Annotated in this window: 13 protein-coding genes; 6 read left to right on the forward strand and 7 right to left on the reverse strand. The window is 60.9% G+C overall.

All coding sequences use genetic code 11. The annotated features are described in order from the left end of the window. Positions 1-56: 56 nt before the first annotated feature. Positions 57-821 carry a ParB/RepB/Spo0J family partition protein gene (locus WFR25_RS25280; protein ID WP_011950799.1) on the forward strand — a complete coding sequence of 255 codons (765 nt, stop codon included), beginning with the start codon at positions 57-59 and terminating at the stop codon, positions 819-821. A 52-nt stretch (positions 822-873) separates the two neighbouring features. Here WFR25_RS25280 and WFR25_RS25285 read toward each other — a convergent pair whose 3' ends face one another. From WFR25_RS25285 to WFR25_RS25300, 4 genes are all read right to left on the reverse strand, one after another. Beyond that, complete coding sequence (locus tag WFR25_RS25285; RefSeq protein ID WP_011950798.1) at positions 874-1,923, reverse strand: hypothetical protein; 1,050 nt, start codon at positions 1,921-1,923, stop codon at positions 874-876. A 611-nt stretch (positions 1,924-2,534) separates the two neighbouring features. Then, a complete protein-coding gene (locus WFR25_RS25290) occupies positions 2,535-3,098 on the reverse strand; it encodes a hypothetical protein (protein WP_011950797.1) in 564 nt (187 codons plus the stop codon). A 61-nt stretch (positions 3,099-3,159) separates the two neighbouring features. Next, the gene (locus WFR25_RS25295; RefSeq protein WP_011950796.1) at positions 3,160-4,134 is read right to left on the reverse strand and encodes a ParB/RepB/Spo0J family partition protein; all 975 of its coding nucleotides are present in this window, start codon (positions 4,132-4,134) and stop codon (positions 3,160-3,162) included. Between the two features lie 251 nt (positions 4,135-4,385). Continuing rightward, a complete protein-coding gene (locus tag WFR25_RS25300) occupies positions 4,386-5,588 on the reverse strand; it encodes an AAA family ATPase (protein WP_041380274.1) in 1,203 nt (400 codons plus the stop codon). Between the two features lie 548 nt (positions 5,589-6,136). Here WFR25_RS25300 and WFR25_RS25305 point away from each other — a divergent pair. From WFR25_RS25305 to WFR25_RS25320, 4 genes are all read left to right on the forward strand, one after another. Next, positions 6,137-7,441 (forward strand): replication protein RepA, encoded by a 1,305-nt coding sequence (locus WFR25_RS25305; RefSeq protein ID WP_011950794.1) that lies wholly within the window; start codon positions 6,137-6,139, stop codon positions 7,439-7,441. A 402-nt stretch (positions 7,442-7,843) separates the two neighbouring features. Continuing rightward, positions 7,844-8,164 (forward strand): single-stranded DNA-binding protein, encoded by a 321-nt coding sequence (locus WFR25_RS25310; protein ID WP_336975111.1) that lies wholly within the window; start codon positions 7,844-7,846, stop codon positions 8,162-8,164. A gap of 82 nt (positions 8,165-8,246) precedes the next feature. Then, a complete protein-coding gene (locus WFR25_RS25315; RefSeq protein ID WP_336975113.1) occupies positions 8,247-9,146 on the forward strand; it encodes a DUF7146 domain-containing protein in 900 nt (299 codons plus the stop codon). 69 nt (positions 9,147-9,215) lie between these two features. Then, positions 9,216-11,798, forward strand: coding sequence for a strawberry notch-like NTP hydrolase domain-containing protein (locus WFR25_RS25320; RefSeq protein WP_336975114.1), 2,583 nt, complete (start codon positions 9,216-9,218; stop codon positions 11,796-11,798). Between the two features lie 39 nt (positions 11,799-11,837). On the opposite strand, the gene WFR25_RS25325 is transcribed toward WFR25_RS25320, so the two are convergent. The 3 genes from WFR25_RS25325 to WFR25_RS25335 are packed head-to-tail and all read right to left on the reverse strand — an operon-like array spanning position 11,838 to position 15,327. Next, complete coding sequence (locus WFR25_RS25325; protein ID WP_137900237.1) at positions 11,838-12,842, reverse strand: tyrosine-type recombinase/integrase; 1,005 nt, start codon at positions 12,840-12,842, stop codon at positions 11,838-11,840. Continuing rightward, the gene (locus tag WFR25_RS25330; protein ID WP_336975117.1) at positions 12,839-13,753 is read right to left on the reverse strand and encodes a tyrosine-type recombinase/integrase; all 915 of its coding nucleotides are present in this window, start codon (positions 13,751-13,753) and stop codon (positions 12,839-12,841) included. Before WFR25_RS25330 ends, WFR25_RS25325 begins: the two co-directional genes overlap by 4 nt. Next, positions 13,750-15,327 carry a tyrosine-type recombinase/integrase gene (locus WFR25_RS25335; RefSeq protein WP_336975119.1) on the reverse strand — a complete coding sequence of 526 codons (1,578 nt, stop codon included), beginning with the start codon at positions 15,325-15,327 and terminating at the stop codon, positions 13,750-13,752. The genes WFR25_RS25330 and WFR25_RS25335 overlap by 4 nt, the downstream gene beginning before the upstream one ends. Positions 15,328-15,456: 129 nt before the next feature. Here WFR25_RS25335 and WFR25_RS25340 point away from each other — a divergent pair, with 129 nt between their 5' ends. Further along, on the forward strand, positions 15,457-17,169 hold the full coding sequence (locus tag WFR25_RS25340; protein WP_419723228.1) for a strawberry notch C-terminal domain-containing protein: 1,713 nt from the start codon (positions 15,457-15,459) through the stop codon (positions 17,167-17,169). Positions 17,170-17,275: the final 106 nt, after the last annotated feature.

Here is a 17,275-nt window from a genome sequence, read left to right on the forward strand (position 1 = left end):
GCTCGACTTCAGCGTCGAGTGGTTGGGAACATGGTGCTGCTCGACGGTGTGGGGACTTGATCGAGAGCATCAAGGCACAAGGCCGGCAGGAAATGCCAGCCATCGTCCGTCGCGTTTCAGGCGATCCCGATTTCGACTTCGAGGTGATCTGCGGAGCACGCCGTCATTGGACGATCAGTTGGCTACGATCGCACAATTACCCGGACTTTAAGTTTCTCGTCGACATCCGAGAAATCGGTGACGAAGAGGCGTTTCGGCTCGCAGACATTGAGAATCGAGCGCGCGATGACCTGACCGATCTCGAGCGCGCCCGCGATTACCTCAGGGCACTTGATGCCTATTATGATGGCCGTCAGAAAACGATGGCAGAGCGGATTAACGTCAGCGAAAGCTGGCTGACGCGGTATCTTGATCTGGCTCGGCTGCCCGAACCTTTGATGGCAGCATTTCCCGAACCACAATCGCTCACAATCCGAAATGTCATTGCGTTGAAGCCACTCCTCAAACCGGAGGACAAGCGAGCGCGTGTGTTCAAGGAGGCCGCGGCGCTTGGCAAGCAGCAAGCCGATGAAGGCAGGCCGATGGCTGTGCTGGATGTCATCCGCGCACTGACCACGGCCGCAGCCTCCCCCAAGAAGTCAGGTTCCCCCAAAAGGTCAGGATCGCCCCAGACCATCTCGTCGTCTGCCGGGAAGGCGGTGCTCCGGATCGAGGGTGCTGATCGCAAAGGCGTCCGCCTGACGCTGCTACACAAAAGTGGTGCCTCACGTGAGGATGCCGAGAAAGCGATGCGGGAGGTGCTCGATCATCATTGGGCGTAGAGCCTCGCTTGCAGGCCGGTACGATTCCACTAGGCCTAGCGGAGACTTCGTCTCACGCCTGAGCGTCAATCGATAAAGCCGCGTCGTCCGCGAGCTTGAGCACGCCTAATTTCACGAGCACCTCATCCAGCGCCGCCATCTCTTGGTCGAATGCTGTCAGCGCGGGCTCAAGGTCTTTTAATTGTCGAGCCGCAGAGCGGGGTCGTCCCACCGGCCGCGCAACGAACCCGAAGGAAACCGCGAGATCCGGCGCCATGTATGTTCGCCAGGCCCTACGACCACTAACCTCGGTCAGCAGTTCGAGGTCCTCGGCTCGCATGAGCAGCTTGCCGGCTCCAGACAGGGTCACACCCAATTTCTGCGCGATCAGGCGCGGACTAACAACTGGGGCGAACTGGACCAGCGCTAGGAGCTCGAGAAGCTTCCCTGGGCGATGGGCATCGGAGATGGCCGCTGCCGCTCGCAACCGATGATCTTCGAGCGCCTGGAGCCGCTGGAGCCCCTCTTCGGCTCGATCGGCGAGGGTACGGAGGTTTCGTACGATGATGGCCTGACTTTCGCTTGGCGCGAGGCGGAACGCCTTGTCCGCGATGGTCAGGCATGGGAGCATTGCATGGGTGATTTTCATCGATCGCAGCAGGGAGGGGATCGTGAGCCAGGGCGTGATGGTAGCGTCCGCCCTTGCATGACGGGCGGCCACCTCGAGTGCGCGAAGCAAAGCCGGGCGCCGGTTCCAGTCTTCGGCTACATCAGTCGGTATCGCAGCTACATCCCGCCAATAATTTGGTTCCCGTTGCCTCAGCCGCCCTTGCCATGCCTGAAGAGTGCCCGGATCATCTACGTGGGTCGGCATTGCGGGCCGACCGGGCAATTTGACCCCACTTTCCCGGCCAAAAATATCGATTTCGTCGATTTCTGCGGACTGACCCCGGAGCGCGGCGGTATAGCCGGTCCACGAAGCTCGTAGAGACCACGGCGCGGCGGCAGGACTGACAGAAACACGGGCATCGAGGCGGCCGATCGATGCCGCCGCCCGCTCAAGAGCGGAGACCAGTTTGGACGTCCAAACCGGCTCCGAAAGGTCAGGTATCGGGCGTGTCATCGGCCAATTATATCCCGAAGATGTGACTTCAGTCTATGGCGACGATGCTTCTAATAATCGGACCTATGATAATTGCACTTATCGAGGGTTGGGTTGCACGAAGCACCTCCATGGTAGACTGAGATATGCACTTCAGGATATGAAGTGCCACTGTGCGACCACTTCCCGACCTTTCAACGCCCGCATGGACTGCAAAGTTGGCCCAGCGGATCGAACGCGCCTCTGCGTCGATTGCCCGCCTAGACGCCCGTGTTGCCGTCAGCCCTGTCGCGAATGCATGGCGCCAACGCTCGGTCTGGACAGGCTATGCGGCCTCGCTTCGGGGTCAAAGCGCAGAAATCGAAGAAATTGACATTTTTGCTCGCGAATGCGGTGTCTCTATCCCTGGTCGGATCAGTCCGCCGTCCATTTCAGAAGACGCTGGCGACCTGGCGCGGTGGCAGGCCGATCTGAAGGATCGCTCCATTCACCACTGGCGAGATGACGTAGCCTATTCGACAGCCACGCCGGACGATTGGCGCAACCGCCCTGCCCTCCTGCGTGCGCTCGAGATGCTCGGTCGCCATGCTCGCGCGGACCGATCAATCACAAGTTGGCTGAACTTGCCCCGGCTACTTCATTCGATGGAGGTAACGGCCACTCCCCTCCCCTGCCTCGCCATTGCTGACAAAGCGCTTCGACTGACGCCGCGGGACAGTGAGGCCATCGTCGCGCGCTTTCTTCGCCAGATTGCCGAGGCCGCGGCAACGGGCCTCCAACGGCTCGATGCCATGGAGGAACATCGCCTTCGCGCCGCGGCCGTAGCGGGCAACACCCTTCGCCCCGGCAAGCTTTTCCCACTTCTCGCGTTCTTGCAGCTTCGACCGGTTACGAGTCCGCGAGTTGTGGCTCGGCAGCTCGAGTTGAGCATATCTGGAGCGGGGAAACTTCTGGCACGCGCCGCCGATGCCGGGTTGCTGGTGGAAATCAGCGGACGGCAGGCTTGGAGGACTTATCTCGTCACAGACCTTGCAGTAGCATTCGGCTTCGCGCGCCGTCCCGTCGGTCGACCGGTGGAGCCTCCCAAAGTGAGCGAGGCGCTCGATCCGTCTCTGTCCCGCTTTGATGCCGAGATGGCTGAGGTCGACGCCATGCTCGCCCGCCTCGGCGTAGTTTCGCACGTCGGCGATGAGCAAACGTAGCCAATCTCCCCGAAGCGCGGCATGCGCCCAGGCCCATCGGTCTCGTTCGACCCAGTCAGAGAAGGCCTTCAATGGCCTTGAGCACTTCGGCGGGACTCGCACCGGACTTGGCAGGCACCTTGATCGTGAGGCCCCCTCCCCTCGCCTTCGTGTAGCGTAAGATCACCTTACCCCCCTTCCCCATCACTTCCTTCTCGCCGGCGGGCTTTGGGAGGGGCGCCACCGTGGCTTTGACCAGACGCTTCGCGACTTCAGGCCCGCTTAGATTCAACCCCTCGCGCGAGCGCTGCTCCGCGATCCGATCGGCCTCGTCTCGCATCTTGACAAAGGCTTGGGGATCGCCGGCGAGGGGCTTGATGTCCCGCGCTACCCGGACCGTGATGTCGTGCGTGTCCGAAAATGCTTTGACCAGTTCCTCCGGCAAACGAGCGACGTCGAGCATCCGGCTGAGCCAAGACTTAGACAGGTTGAGATGCTCGGCCATTTGCGATTGCGACCCGTCATAAAACTCGGCTAGCGCGACGCTGTATTCCTTTGCGCGCTCCCAATCTGAGATGTCCTTGCGCGACCGGTTCTCGACGTCGGAGACGCGAAACGCTTCCTCATCGGTGACGTTCTGAATCGTGATCAGATAGTCATATTCGGGATGGTGATGGTCGCGCAGCCACCGCACTGTCCACCAGCGTCGGACCCCGGCGATGATCTCATATTCGTGGTCGGGATCATCCTTGAGGCGGCGAACGATCGCCGGGATTCTCTGCTTCTTGGTGGACAGGAACGAGTCGATCAGGTCGCGGCAACTGTCCTCGGTCAAATGGTCCAGATCGCGGTTGTGCATCCGCCACGGGCGGCATTTCGCGGGATCAATCCACTCGGTCCTGTCTGCCACAGACTTCCCGGTCGCCAAGCGTGCAAGGGTCTGGCTACGGCTTGCCATGATGCCTTCGGCCGGCGCCGATTTGTCGAGCGATTCCTCGTCGTCGAGTCCCTCCGTGAACATGGCGCCGAAGCCCTTGTTACCCTTGCTCATAGGCTCGCTCCTTCTTGGATTTGCGCCGGCATCAGACCATCCTAAATGCAGGAGTTGCCACGTGGCAACTCACCGGACGCTGGCCCGTTACAACGGGAAATATCTGATCGGCGGCGTTGCATCTCTGATGTCTCAATATCTTGTTTTTATTTGATTTAGTTCTCGGTTGCCACGTGGCAACCAACATTCGCGCAGGGGCCACATCGGCACTCTGATGGCTTCCTCTGATGCACCGTTGCCACGTGGCAACTTCAGACTTGGTCCCCTGCCCTGCTGGCCCAAGTCCGCAGAACATCTTGTTCGATGTCGCGGCAAACCTCGTTCAAGTGCTTCATGCACCGGTTATAAACCTCGTGCGAGGTCACTGGTTTTTCGAGTTCAAACACCGTCTTCATCCGCGAGCTCGCATTGTCGATCTCCGCGCTGGTGACCATCACCGACTGCGTCATCGAGCCGCCGAAAACCTGCCGCATCATCGACAGGATTTCCCGATGCATCGACTTAGTCTCATCCACTCGGCTGCCCACGAGTCTAATGAAATTATAGGCGGGGCGCCCCCGCCCCGCGAGCTTCTCAAGCTGCTTCATAGTCGTGCGGGTCATATCAATGAAGGAGACTGTCGATGCGAAATCGACGAGGCTGGGCGGCACCGGGATGACCATCGAATTCGCAGCCTGCAGCACGGCCATCGACACCATGCCGAGCGCGGGTGGCGGGTCCATGATCACGATGTCGTAGTCGTCGACCACCGTATCGATCGCTTCAGCAATCAAATCGATAATTTCCATGTTTTGGTTCTTCGCCATGTAACCGGCGATTTCATATTCCAGATTGTAAAGCCTCAGGTTCGACGGAATGAGGTCGAGGCCGTGGAAGTGTGTCTTGCGGATGATCTTGCGCACGCCGAGCAGCTCGGGGTTATGGAAGTGCCCGTAGAGCGTGTCTTCCTCCTCAAGATCGACGTCGGGCCGGTACCCGAACATCATCGTCGAGGACGCTTGGCTATCGCAGTCGATGAAGAGCACCCGATAGCCATTGATCGCAAAGTGCTGCGCCAGATGCAGCGCAATCGTGGATTTTCCGACACCACCTTTAAAGTTGCACACCGAGATGATCGCCGGCGTATCGGTCGGCTCCCGCCAGGGGCGGGTGCCGAATACCTCACGCATATGGTCAAGTTCTTCCAAGGTATATTGCACCCTGTGGCCGGAGGCGGTGCGATCACGGCTAGGCAAGCGTCCGTCGCGCTCAGCTTCTCTGATCGCCGAGGCGGTGCGGCCGACGAGCGCCGCAGCTTTCGAGATCGGAAAAGTTGGGCCGCGTTTGCTGCCGGTCTCGGGGTCGACCGCGCTGTCGCGAATCCGTTTAAGGATCGTCAGCGCTTTTCGATGCAGGACGTCCAAGCCGCCCTCGATCAGGTCTTCCGGTTGAGCTAAGGTTGCATCAGTGGCCATAGGGGTCCGCTTCTGTGGGTTTGATGAGCTTCAATAGCCGCGTTGGCAGTTTTGATCAACGAATTGGCCATCAAACTTGCAAGTTGACCGATGATCTCCGAGCCATTGGCCGATTTGCTAGTGCAGCGGCCAACGCAAAGGGTGCCGCGACCGATGATCTCGGAGCGCTTCTGACTGGCGGCGTTGTTCGGTGCCGAAAAACGATGCATCGCAACCCACCTGTGGATAACTACCGATGATCTCGGTACTTTCCGATGATGTCGGTGCGAGAAATAGATGATGTCGGTGCGGCTCGACCGATGATCTCGGAGCCCATACCTATACTTAGAATCAACCTATAAAAATCCGATTCGCGAATCGCTTTGATTTTCAGATTTTGAAGAGCGAGGAGTGAGCAGAAGGCGAAAACGGCACCGACATCATCGGTAAGTTTGCAAGTCTCGGGCCCTATTTCCCGTCTAAACTGCCAACGGGGTTGATTTACCTCACCAAACCTGATGAAACCTGCCTATCACAGCCCCCGGCAGATTCGGGGGGAAGGGCAGACCATGAATGGGGATCAGCATAAGCCGCTAGGGCACCAGTACGCATTAGCCATGCTCACCGGCGGAGAAGAAGGCGTGCGTAAGCTCGCCACTTCCGCTGGCACCCAGCTAACAATCGACGCCTTTCTCCGCGTTCAGGACGAGGAGCCTGTACCAGCGTTCCTCCATTCCGCGCTTTGCGCAATGTCGCTGCCAACGAAGCGGCCCAAGGACGACACCCAGCCGATCGTTCGGGAAGACGGCAAATACGCGCTCGCTATCAATCCGAGGCCCGTGCTCCAAAACATTGATGGCAAGTCGGTCATGCGCAGCCTCGGCGTACCCTATGGCGCTTATCCTCGCGTCGCCTTGATCTACCTCTTGTCGCAAGCGGTCATGAAGCAGTCGCGCGACGTTTATCTCGGCAGAAACTTCACCGAATGGATGCGTCGCCTAGGCTACCAAACCGTATCATATGGTCCACGCGGTACGGCAAACCTCATGCGGGAGCAGGTCGATCGGCTGCTGGCGTGCGAATGGCAGATCCGCTGGGACGGGACCGAAGCCGACGGTAATGCTTTTGCGGTGCGGGACGTCAAAATCTCCAACGAATATGCCGGGTCACTCGACAAGAATGGCTCTTTTGCTCGCGAAATCCGCATGTCGGAAGCGTTCTACAGCCATCTCATCGATCACGCGGTCCCGCTGAACGAGGTCGCGATCCGGGAGCTCAAGGGCACGCCGACGGCGCTAGACCTTTACACCTATCTTGCCTACCGTTTGCCGCGGATTGGGTCCGACAAGGGCCAGGTGATTTCGTGGGACCAGCTCGCCAAACATCTCGGCAACGAGGCTGACAGCAAACGCTTTCGCCAAACCGTTCGTGAGACGATGCAGATCGTATCGGCGGTGTACCCGAATGCAAACGTTGACCTATCGGGCCGGAAAGTAGTTCTACACCCGTCGCCAGCGCCGATGGAACGCAAGCTCGTGGGACCCCACCTACGGCTGATCGGCGCTGCTGCTGATGAAACGGCACTGAGATCATCGGTCAAGGGCGGTCGCGAGCCTGCAGTAGCCGCTGCAAAGGACGCTGAACCTCTGCTCGGATTCCCATCGGGGTCTCTCAGTTTTGGCACTCGCGAATCAGTGTTCCGAGAGATCGGCCTCACAAAGGGAAAACCGTGGTCCGTCGATACGATGGCCGATGCGTTCCGCGCCGGATTTCCCGATATCAAGAGACCGCGTTCAGAAAAGGAGTGGCTTCGCGTCTGGGACGCTTTCGTCGTACGGTACGCTGAGCGGAGGGCGAGTCGGCCGGACGACTGACCGATGATCTCCGAGCCGTTCACGTTGAAAATGCTCTTGGACGATTCTGTCTCATTTATCGGCAGGAGGAAAAAGGGGAGGGGGCTGAACACCTGAGCATGAGGTGAATTCGGTCGCTCCCTACTGTCAGCGAATTCAGCGTAAGCCATTGTTTTATTGGCGATAAAGTGTCGGCGTCACGCGGACAATCCTCCAAAGCGCATCGTGCAGCTTGGGGTAGCATCAAGAGTTGGCTCTGAGACCTGCCTTCCCCCTATCCAGGGGGATACCATGCATATCACCTTTCGAGATAGCATGCGTGTCTCGCTCGCAGCTAGGATCCACTTTGCGACCAAAGGCTCGGCGCAACAGCAGCGGGATCACCGCTTTGCCGTAGACAGGTAGACCCAGTGAGGAGGCCGCATGATCAATTTTGCCAAATTCGAGATCATCGGACGGATCGGTGAGATCGACGCCAAGCCCAAGGTCACGAACATCTCGGTTTGCGCGAACTATCGCCGCCGCGGAGAGGGCGACCAGTGGATCGAGGATAGCTACTGGAACCGCGTCGTCATTTTCAGCGACGGCCAGCGGAAATATATCGATGAGAAGGCCCAGGTTGGCGATCTTGTGCGGATCGCCGGACGGCTCCGTGACACCTCCTACGAGCGCGATGGCACCACCCACTACACGACCGACCGGATCGTCGAAGAGTTCGGCTTGCTCGCGGCAAAAGCGGCATAGGTCGTAGGAGGCAGCGCCGATCGCGCAAGAGGGGAGGGGGCATGCGCGGAGCGAACCAAAATCTTCGATAGGAGTTTCGCTTATGTCAGTCACCATCGACGCAGCGGTTCGCGCCAAGCAGATCGTCGAGAGCCTGGGCGGACGCTGGTCTGGATCGCGCGGCGAGTGCCGCTGCCCCGCCCATGACGATCATTCCCCCAGTCTTTCGGTCCGCCTCGGCACCAAGGCGATCCTGTTCAAATGCTTCGCCGGATGCACATCGACCGATGTCCTCAAGGCTCTCGATCGTCAGGGTTTGCACGATCGAGAGCCGGTCCATGTCGAAACGCGCGCGGCGTCACGCGATCTGAGCGGTTTGGCCAGGTCATTATGGCAGCACAGCATCCCCATCGCCGGCACACCGGCTGAAGCCTATCTTCATGCTCGGGGCCTTTATGCGCCGACGCCCGACCTTCGCTTCAATCCACAGACGATCATAGGAAAGGGGAAGGATCGGCGCAGCCTTCCCGCAATGATCGCCGCAGTGAGGAATGAGCTCGGCCTGGTCGCGGTCCACCGGACTTTTCTTGATACCACCGAGATTTTGCGCCGCCCCTTCCGCAAGCCCAAGCTCGCGCTGGGTCTGCTCGGTTCGGGCAGCGTGCGGTTTGGTGAGCCGGATGACGTTCTGGGCATCGCCGAAGGGATCGAAGATGCCCTGTCGGCCATCGACTGGTTCCAATTGCCGGTTTGGGCTGTGCTTGGTGCCGAGCGCTATGCTCATGTCGGCATACCGTCCCATGTGAAGCGCGTCATCGTGTTTGGTCAGCGGAACAAGGCGGCGAAGATCTGCTTGAAGAGGGCAGGGGAGCACCTCAGCGCCAACGGGCGAAGGGTCGAGGAGTGGCTCCCATCCGACCATGACGACTGGAACGATGCTCTGCGCGATCGGCTTGCCCGCAACGCCGTTCCTCGCACCGTGATCCAGACACACGCCCACTGAAGAGAGGAGAGGAGGCCTCCGGCTTGTTGATCCGGTGATGGGCACCGGACGACACGATGGAGTCCTACAATGCACACCTCAGCCGCTGCTCTCGAACTCGATTTCACTGAACCATCCATTACCGCCGCAAACGCGGTCTATGCCGAGCTCCGCAAAGGCGACAGCGTGGACCGGCCTGGCCTGCTCCGGGCGATGGAAACGGCCTATCGCTCAACCGCTGCCGATGGGCATTGGTCACTCCGCGATGCTTATGATGTGCTGGAGCTGGCCCAGGTTCTGCACCTCGCCACGCTTGACCTGTCGCAAGAGCCCGCCGAGTGCCTTGCGGCCCTGACCGCGCTCACCGCATCCCTGCCGACGCATAATGTGCGCAGCGAAGAACAGATCGCACTCCAGCAATTTTCGACACCGGCCGCGATTGGCTACCTTGCCGCACTCGCCGTCCGCATCACCACAGCCGATACCGTCCTGGAGCCCTCCGCCGGCACCGGGCTCCTCGCCGTTTTCGCCGCGCGCGCTGGCGCCAAGCTTGTCCTCAACGAGATCGATCCGGGGCGCGCTGCCATGCTCCAGGCAGCATTCCCCACTGCACCGGTCAGTCGCCATGATGGCGAACTCATCGACGATCTGCTGCCGCTGTCGATCCGCCCGACCGCCGTGCTCATCAACCCGCCCTTTTCTCGCAGCATCGGTCGACATGCCGACCCGCTTGCCGCGCTCCGCCACTTGCGCGCCGCCCTGAAACGGCTTGATGCCGGGGGGCGCTGCGCCGCTATCCTTCCCGATCGCGTGGATACATCGAGCCGCGCCTGGGCGAAGGTGACCGACGGCTGTGCGATCACGATCCACGTCGAACTGCCCGCCAATGCCTATGCCAAACACGGCACCAGCCAGATCGTGAAGCTCATCGTTCTGGAAAAAGGTTTCCAGGATCACGTCGCCATCGTTCGGTGCAACTCACTCGCCGAAGCGCTCGCGACGATCATCGCTTCGCCTGCCAGCGTTACGGAAACCCCGCGACTCTCCCCAGCGAGTCTTGCACCAACCCGAGCGCGCGCATCCCTACTCGGCGGTCTCTCGAGCAGACCCCGGCTTTCGGCCCCGATCGCGACGACCGCCCAATCTCTCGGAGCGCTTGATATCGGCTACACTGTCTTTGCTGAACCCGTACCGACCGGTGAGGCGGTGGGGGTGTACCTGCCGTATCGGCCAAGCCGCATCGCCATTCCCTGTGCATCCGCGCATCCGACCGCTCTGGTGGAATCGATCGCCATGGGCTCGATTACGGCACCGCGGCCGTCTTACGTTCCGAAGCTGCCGGCCGGTGTAGTCGACAACCGGGTGCTGTCCGACGCTCAGCTCGAAACGCTGATCTACGCCGGGGACGCTTTCGAGCGCGACATCTCCGGTCTGTTCAAGGCGGCCGAGGAAGGGTTGTCGCTCGCGCCGGACCAGGACGGTCGCCCTTACCGGACCGGATTCTTCCTTGGCGACGGCACGGGTGCCGGCAAGGGCCGTCAGGTTGCCGCCATCATCCTCGACCAGTGGCTACGCGGGCGCCGCAAGCACATCTGGATATCCAAGACCGAGACACTGCTGGAGGACGCACGTCGCGACTGGACCGCGGTCGGCGGTCTCGCGCTCGACATCCAGCATCTCAACCAGTGGAAGCTGGGCTCGGCCGTAGGCGCGGCCGAGGGTGTGCTCTTCCTCACTTATGCGACGCTCCGCTCCAACCGGGGGGACAAGGGTACTCGCCTTCAGCAGATCCTCGACTGGGTCGGCGATGATTTCGACGGTATGATGGTGTTCGACGAGGCGCACGAAATGGCGGGTGTCGCCGGCGGCGAAGGCCGTTTCGGCACCAAGGACGGCTCCGATCAAGGCATCGCCGGCGTGCGCCTGCAGAACCTGCTGCCTCGCGCCCGCGTCCTATACGTGTCGGCGACCGGCGCATCGGACGTCAACAATCTCGCTTATGCCACCCGGCTTGGCCTGTGGGGTCCGACCACCGCCTTCGCCGATCGCCGCGCATTCGTCGACAGCCTGCGGCGTGGCGGGATCGCGGCGATGGAATTGATCGCCCGCGACCTGAAGATGCAGGGCCTCTATGTCGCCAGGGCGCTCAGTTTCGCCGGTGTCGAATATGACATCCTTGAACATCGCCTGACGCCCGATCAGGTCGAGGTCTACGACGCCTATGCCGATGCGTGGGCGATCATCCACGCCAATTTGCGCACCGCGCTCGATGCCACCCGGGTGACGGACAGTTTCTCCAACGACACCTACAACAGCGGCGCGAAGGCTGCGGCACTGTCGATCTTCGAATCCACCAAGCAGCGATTCTTCGGCCAGATCCTGATCGGCATGAAGCTGCCCTCGCTGATCCCGGCGATCAGAGCGGATCTGGCCCGGGGCGAGAGCGTCGTGATCCAGCTCGTCTCGACGTCCGAGGCGATGCTCAACCGGGCACTGGCCGCGCTGAACGCCGAGGACCGGGCGAATCTGGATATAGAGCTTTCACCCAAAGAGTATGTCTTATCTGGAGATCCAGATAAGATGTATTCTTTGCAGTCGAGATTTATGTCGAGCGGTTCGCGTGCGGGCGCGGATTTACGTGATGAAGACATAGTTTCTACTCCAGATAATTAATGTGGTGGGACGATGCCCGGAGGCGTGAGGCCTCCGGAGTTATGCTCGTTTCCGGACGTCGTTGAGCATCATGATCAGCGGGTCAGCCGGAGGTCTGAACTTGCCTGGTTTGATAGCCGGCGCCCCGTGCGCAGCGAGGATTTGCAGCTTTTCTTGGGGGTCAGCGCGCAGATAGGCTTCCGTGCTCTGGATGCTGGCATGCCCGAGCCAGAGCGCCACTTTGCGGATGTCGCCGGTCGCAGCAAGCGTGTGCATTGCGCAGGAATGCCGGAGCACGTGAGGCGTGACCCGCTTGCGTAGCAAGGACGGCTGCTTCTTCGCGGCCGTGGCCACATGCTTGGCCAGCCTGAACGCAAATCCGTCACGGCTCATTGGTTCGTCGTTGGCGTTGAGGAATATCTCTAGCGCGTGACATCGCGGCCTGACGGCGAGCCAGGCCCGCAGGGCTGCCTGCGTTTCGCGCCAGAGGGGTAGGACGCGCTCGCGTCGGCCCTTGCCGACGATGTGGACCGTGGCGAGCGAACGTTCCGGAAAGTCTTGCATTTGTAGCGACAGCAGTTCGGCGACACGCAGGCCGCCAGCATAGGCGAGATGTAGCATAGCGCGATCCCTCGTACCCAGGCGGGAACGGGGATCCGGTGCATCCAATAGCGCGGTGATCTCGTCCCGTGTCAGATAATCGATCAGGGTCGTGTCGGTCCGCTTAGTCGGCACGGAACGGATACGTAGCGCGAGGTCGAGGCAGACGGGGACGCGATACTCGATGTAGCGGAAGAACGCCCGGATCGCCGCGAGCCGGGCGTTGCGGGTTCTGGGACTGTTCTTACGTGCATTTTCCGCATGGTCGAGGAAGGCCATGATCAACTCAGGGTGAAAATCCTCGATCGTCAGATCGGTGGGCCGTCGCTTGAGCCGATCGGCCGCGAAGCGGACCAGCAGCGCGAAGCAGTTCGCATAGGTCGTCACCGTGTGCGGGCTGACATTGCGCTCGCGGGGCAGATGATCGCGCAGGAACGCGGCGAGATGGGAAGCGAGCGCGGTCATGCTGCGTCTCCCAGGAAAAGCTGCTCGCCGGCGACGGCAATGTCGCGAAGCAGGACCGGTGTTGCCTCGAGATACCAATATGTGTTGGCGACATCGGCATGACCCAGATAAGCGCTGAGCGCCGCCATATGATGGCGGATCGCCTCCCGATCGCGAGAACAGGACTCCAGTGACCGGACGGCGAAAGTGTGCCGCAGATCGTGGATGCGGATACCCGGCGTTCCGGTTGGTCCACGGAAGCCTAGCTTGCGAGCCAATCTGACGAAGACGATGTGAACAACAGTCTGGTGGGGTGCCCGCCCTCTCGTAGTGACGAACAGGTCATCACCGCTGGCGCCCAACCTCCTGCGGATATCCAGATATGTGTCCAGAGCCTCGCGCGTCGATGATAGGATCGGCACGAGACGTTGCTTGCCGAACTTGCCGTTGCGGACGATAAGACCATCGTCTGCGATATCCCCGCGCTGGAGTGCCAGAGCCTCGGATATCCGCAGCCCCGTCGTTGCCAGCAGGCCAAACAGATAGTGGTAGGTATATCGGCTGATTTTGCCTTCCGGCGGAAGATCCAGGGCAGCCTGCATAATCGCTCCAAGCTGCTCGGGCTCGATGATGTGGGGCGTCGGGCGACGACGCTTCCCACTCCCGAATACGCCCGCTGGCGGCACCTCATGCTGCTGATCCTCGGCATGGGCATAAAGGCAAAAGCGGCGCAGATGGTCGAATCTGTCCCGGGCGACGTTCTGGGAACTGGCTGACCGGCACCAATCATATAGCCTCTCGGCTTTGATGTGCCGATCGCCAAAACCATCAGCATAGCGGGCAAATTGTCGAAGCAACCGGTCCTGCACGTCGAACTTGCGGCCGAAACTGCGATGCAACGCGACATAGCGTTCGATCTGAGTGTTCATCATGCCGCGTCCCCCGGCCATTCCTGAGCGACCTTAAGCAGCATCGGTATGTCGACCTTGGCGTAGATGGCGGTCGTCGCCGGGGAACGGTGACGCAGGATCGTGCCGACCGACTCCAGACCGGCACCGGCGCGCAGCATCCGTGTGGCCAGCGAATGTCTAAAGGCGTGGGCACCCGTCGGCACGCCCTCAATGGCGCCTCGATCAAATACACGGGCTACGATACCGGCGATCTCCGCTGACGAACTGAACGGTCGGAAAGGAGGTTGCACGCGCACGAACAACCGCTCCTCGCTAATCGGCGGCCGTGCCTGCTCCAGATAGTCGAGGATCGCATCCCCGACATCCTGGGGAAGCGGCAGGCGGTCGGGCCGCCTGCTCTTGCCACAAACCCGTAGATATCCTTCGTTCCAGTCGATATCCGTCAGGTGTAGCTGCCAGATATCGCCCGCTCGCAGGCCGAGCCTGGCCAGCAGCAGGATGATGGCCTTGTCGCGGATCTCCACCGCGGTGCCGGTCTGGCAGGATGCGATGATCTTCTCGATCGTGGCCTCATCCATGTAGCGTGGCAGGGTGCCGAGTCGATAGCGCCTTATGGGCGGAAAGGCGTGCTGGAGAGCTGGGGCGCACTCTCCGCGTGAGACGAGAAAGCGCACATAGCTCCGCATGATGCCGGCGATGGTCGATGCGGAACCGGGTGCCTCAGTGATGCGGTGGCTGACGATCCGCCTGATAACGGCCGCGTCAATATCCGACGGTGGGTCGAGCATGGGAAGCCATCGCTTCACCTCTCCGCAGTAGCGCCGGATCGTCCCGGCAGAGCTGCCGCAATGAGTCGTTAGCCATGCCTTGTAGGCGGCCAGATCTTCGTCTTGATGTTGCCGGCTATGCGCCTGCGAAAGGATATGCCGATCACGCAGAAAACCGAGGAAGCGCCGCGCGCCTTTGCTGCGTCGTAACGGTCCGTGGCGGCCGATCAGCGTTCCGCGCTTGCGGTATACCGGGCACCGACAATCGTGGCCGGCGTACTGGATGACATGTTCGTCAGTGACATCATCCCAACGCAAGCGGGAGATCCGAACCCAGGCAGCAAAGTGTGCTGCCTCGGATCGATAGCTCTTGATGCTTGCTGCGCTGTAATGCTCCTGGACGAGAAATGGCGCGTACTCCGCCAACAGTGTGTCCATCTGATCGACATCATCGGGTACGTCGACAATGCCCAGATCCTCCAGGAAGCGGACGAAACGCCGGACCTTGCTGGTGAACTTTGGTCGGTTGGGCTCATGCCGAGAAAAGCCCTGACAGCGACACTGATGCTTCTCGAAACGTCGTACGACGGGGTCATCGACCGCCGACACTGCAACGTCCTGTTGCCCGATCCAGAACAGGAAATGGCGAGCGGCGGCTTTGTAAAGCGCAGCTGATCCCGCCGCGCTCCCCAGAAGAGAAGAGTGGAAGGCGGTGGATAGAGCTTCTGAGGTGGGAGTGACTCCGGCCCAAGGTTCTGGGCGTCCGAATGAAACAATCGTCTTTGGCAACATGGTGGTTCCTCCAGCTGGTTGGGGCTGGGGCCACATTAATTATCTGGAGTAGAAACTATGTCTTCATCACGTAAACCCGCGCCCGCACGCGAACCGCTCGACATAAATCTCGACTGCAAAGAATTCGTCATGTCCTATCTCACGGCCGCCTTTCCCGTCCGTCAGATGAAGACCTTCGTCGACGACACCGGCAAGACGCGCTCCGAGCCTATGTCCGACGAGGAAGGGCGTCCCATCTTCAGCCAGGAAGCGGTCGAAATGCGCGACAATCTCGTCGAGCGGTTCTGCTCCCTGCCGATCGTGGGGTCCGCCCTTGACCATATCATCGGGCACTTCGGGACCGATGCGGTCGCCGAGGTGACGGGACGCAGCCGGCGCATCGTCATCGACGCGCACGGTCGCCAACGAATCGAGAGCCGTTCGCCGCGAACAAACCTTGCCGAGACCGACGCCTTCATGCGGAACGAGAAGAAGATCCTGATCTTCTCCGATGCAGGCGGCACCGGGCGCAGCTATCACGCGAGTCTCACCGCCGAGAACCAGTCGCGCCGCAACCACTATCTGCTCGAACCCGGTTGGCGCGCTGACGCGGCCATCCAGGGTCTCGGCCGCACCCATCGCACGCACCAGGCAACCGCGCCGCTGTTCCGTCCGGTATCGACCGACTGCCGCGGCGAGCGGCGCTTCATCTCGACGATTGCCCGCCGCCTCGATAGCCTTGGTGCCCTGACACGGGGCCAGCGTCAGACAGGCGGCCAAGGTCTGTTCGACCCGCGGGACAATCTCGAAAGCGACTATGCCAAGGAATCCCTCGAAACATGGTTCCGCCTGCTTGCCGACGGTAAACTGCGCTCGACCACACTTGGCGAATTCCAGACCCTGACCGGACTTGAGCTGGAGGGCGAAGGCGGAGGGCTGAAGGAGGAACTGCCGCCCATCCAGCGCTGGCTCAATCGTATTCTCGCGCTGCGCATCGCGTTGCAGAATGCGATCTTCGATGAATATCTTGGTCTGATCGAGGCCCGGATCGAGGCGGCGCGCGAAGCCGGCACGCTCGATCTCGGCGTTGAAAGCATCAATGCCGAACGCATCACGATCCTTGATCGCACGATCATCCGGCGCGACCAGACCAGTGGCGCCGAAACTGAGATTCTGCGCCTGGAAACAGAGGAGCGCTACAAGCCGCTCCCGCTCGACCGTGCGTTGCGTATCCTGGGCGATGACGCGCGTCCGATCGTCAATCGCAAGTCCGGGAGGGCCGCGATCCGGTGCAGCACCTATTCGCTCACCGATGACGATGGTGAGATCGTTCGCCGTTACGAGCTCGTTCGGCCGACCCGTTCCGAGCGGATGCGGCAGGATTTGCTGCTCGAAACGATGTGGGAAGAGACCAGCGAGGAGGAATTTTCGGCGCTGTGGCAGGCCGAGGTCGAAGAGATGCGGGACAAGACCCGCACCAGCACGCTCTATCTGGTCGCGGGCCTGCTCCTGCCGGTCTGGGATCGCTTGCCCGATGATCATGTTCAGGTCTGGCGCCTGAACACCGATGACGGTCAGTCTTTCCTCGGCCGGATCGTTCCTGCACCGCTGGTGTCGAAGCTCGCGGACGCGTTCGGGATCAACGCCGCCATCACCGTGTCAGGCGACGATACCGCAAAGCATGTGATGACCAGCGGCGAGATATCGTCCGTTGGAGCCTACCGGCTCAAGCGCAGCTTGGTCGCCGGCCAGCAGCGCCTCGAACTGCTCGATTGGCCGCACACGCGGCTTGCCGAACTCAAGGCAGCCGGCTGTTTCACCGACATCATCCAGCACAGGACGCGGATGTTCGTTCCCGTCGCGAATGCCGCTGCCGTCATCGAGCGCATCGCCGCTTGACGATCCAGGTCCTCTCTCCGCGCCCAGCGCAGGAGAGGGGAGGGGGCCCTCGGCTTTGTGGGCCTGATGAGCAGGCTCGCGTGACCGTCGAGGCGGCGCGCCAGTT

The organism is Sphingobium aromaticiconvertens (assembly GCF_037154075.1).
GTDB classification, from domain to species: domain Bacteria; phylum Pseudomonadota; class Alphaproteobacteria; order Sphingomonadales; family Sphingomonadaceae; genus Sphingobium; species Sphingobium aromaticiconvertens.

Excerpts from the sequence above, each read along its gene's own strand:
- WFR25_RS25285 (WP_011950798.1), bottom strand. The coding sequence starts at position 1,923 with ATGACACGCCCGATACCTGACCTTTCGGAGCCGGTTTGGACGTCCAAA.
- WFR25_RS25295 (WP_011950796.1), bottom strand. The coding sequence starts at position 4,134 with ATGAGCAAGGGTAACAAGGGCTTCGGCGCCATGTTCACGGAGGGACTC.
- WFR25_RS25300 (WP_041380274.1), bottom strand. The coding sequence starts at position 5,588 with ATGGCCACTGATGCAACCTTAGCTCAACCGGAAGACCTGATCGAGGGC.
- WFR25_RS25305 (WP_011950794.1), top strand. The coding sequence starts at position 6,137 with ATGAATGGGGATCAGCATAAGCCGCTAGGGCACCAGTACGCATTAGCC.
- WFR25_RS25310 (WP_336975111.1), top strand. The coding sequence starts at position 7,844 with ATGATCAATTTTGCCAAATTCGAGATCATCGGACGGATCGGTGAGATC.
- WFR25_RS25315 (WP_336975113.1), top strand. The coding sequence starts at position 8,247 with ATGTCAGTCACCATCGACGCAGCGGTTCGCGCCAAGCAGATCGTCGAG.
- WFR25_RS25320 (WP_336975114.1), top strand. The coding sequence starts at position 9,216 with ATGCACACCTCAGCCGCTGCTCTCGAACTCGATTTCACTGAACCATCC.
- WFR25_RS25325 (WP_137900237.1), bottom strand. The coding sequence starts at position 12,842 with ATGACCGCGCTCGCTTCCCATCTCGCCGCGTTCCTGCGCGATCATCTG.
- WFR25_RS25330 (WP_336975117.1), bottom strand. The coding sequence starts at position 13,753 with ATGATGAACACTCAGATCGAACGCTATGTCGCGTTGCATCGCAGTTTC.
- WFR25_RS25335 (WP_336975119.1), bottom strand. The coding sequence starts at position 15,327 with ATGTGGCCCCAGCCCCAACCAGCTGGAGGAACCACCATGTTGCCAAAG.
- WFR25_RS25340 (WP_419723228.1), top strand. The coding sequence starts at position 15,457 with ATGAAGACCTTCGTCGACGACACCGGCAAGACGCGCTCCGAGCCTATG.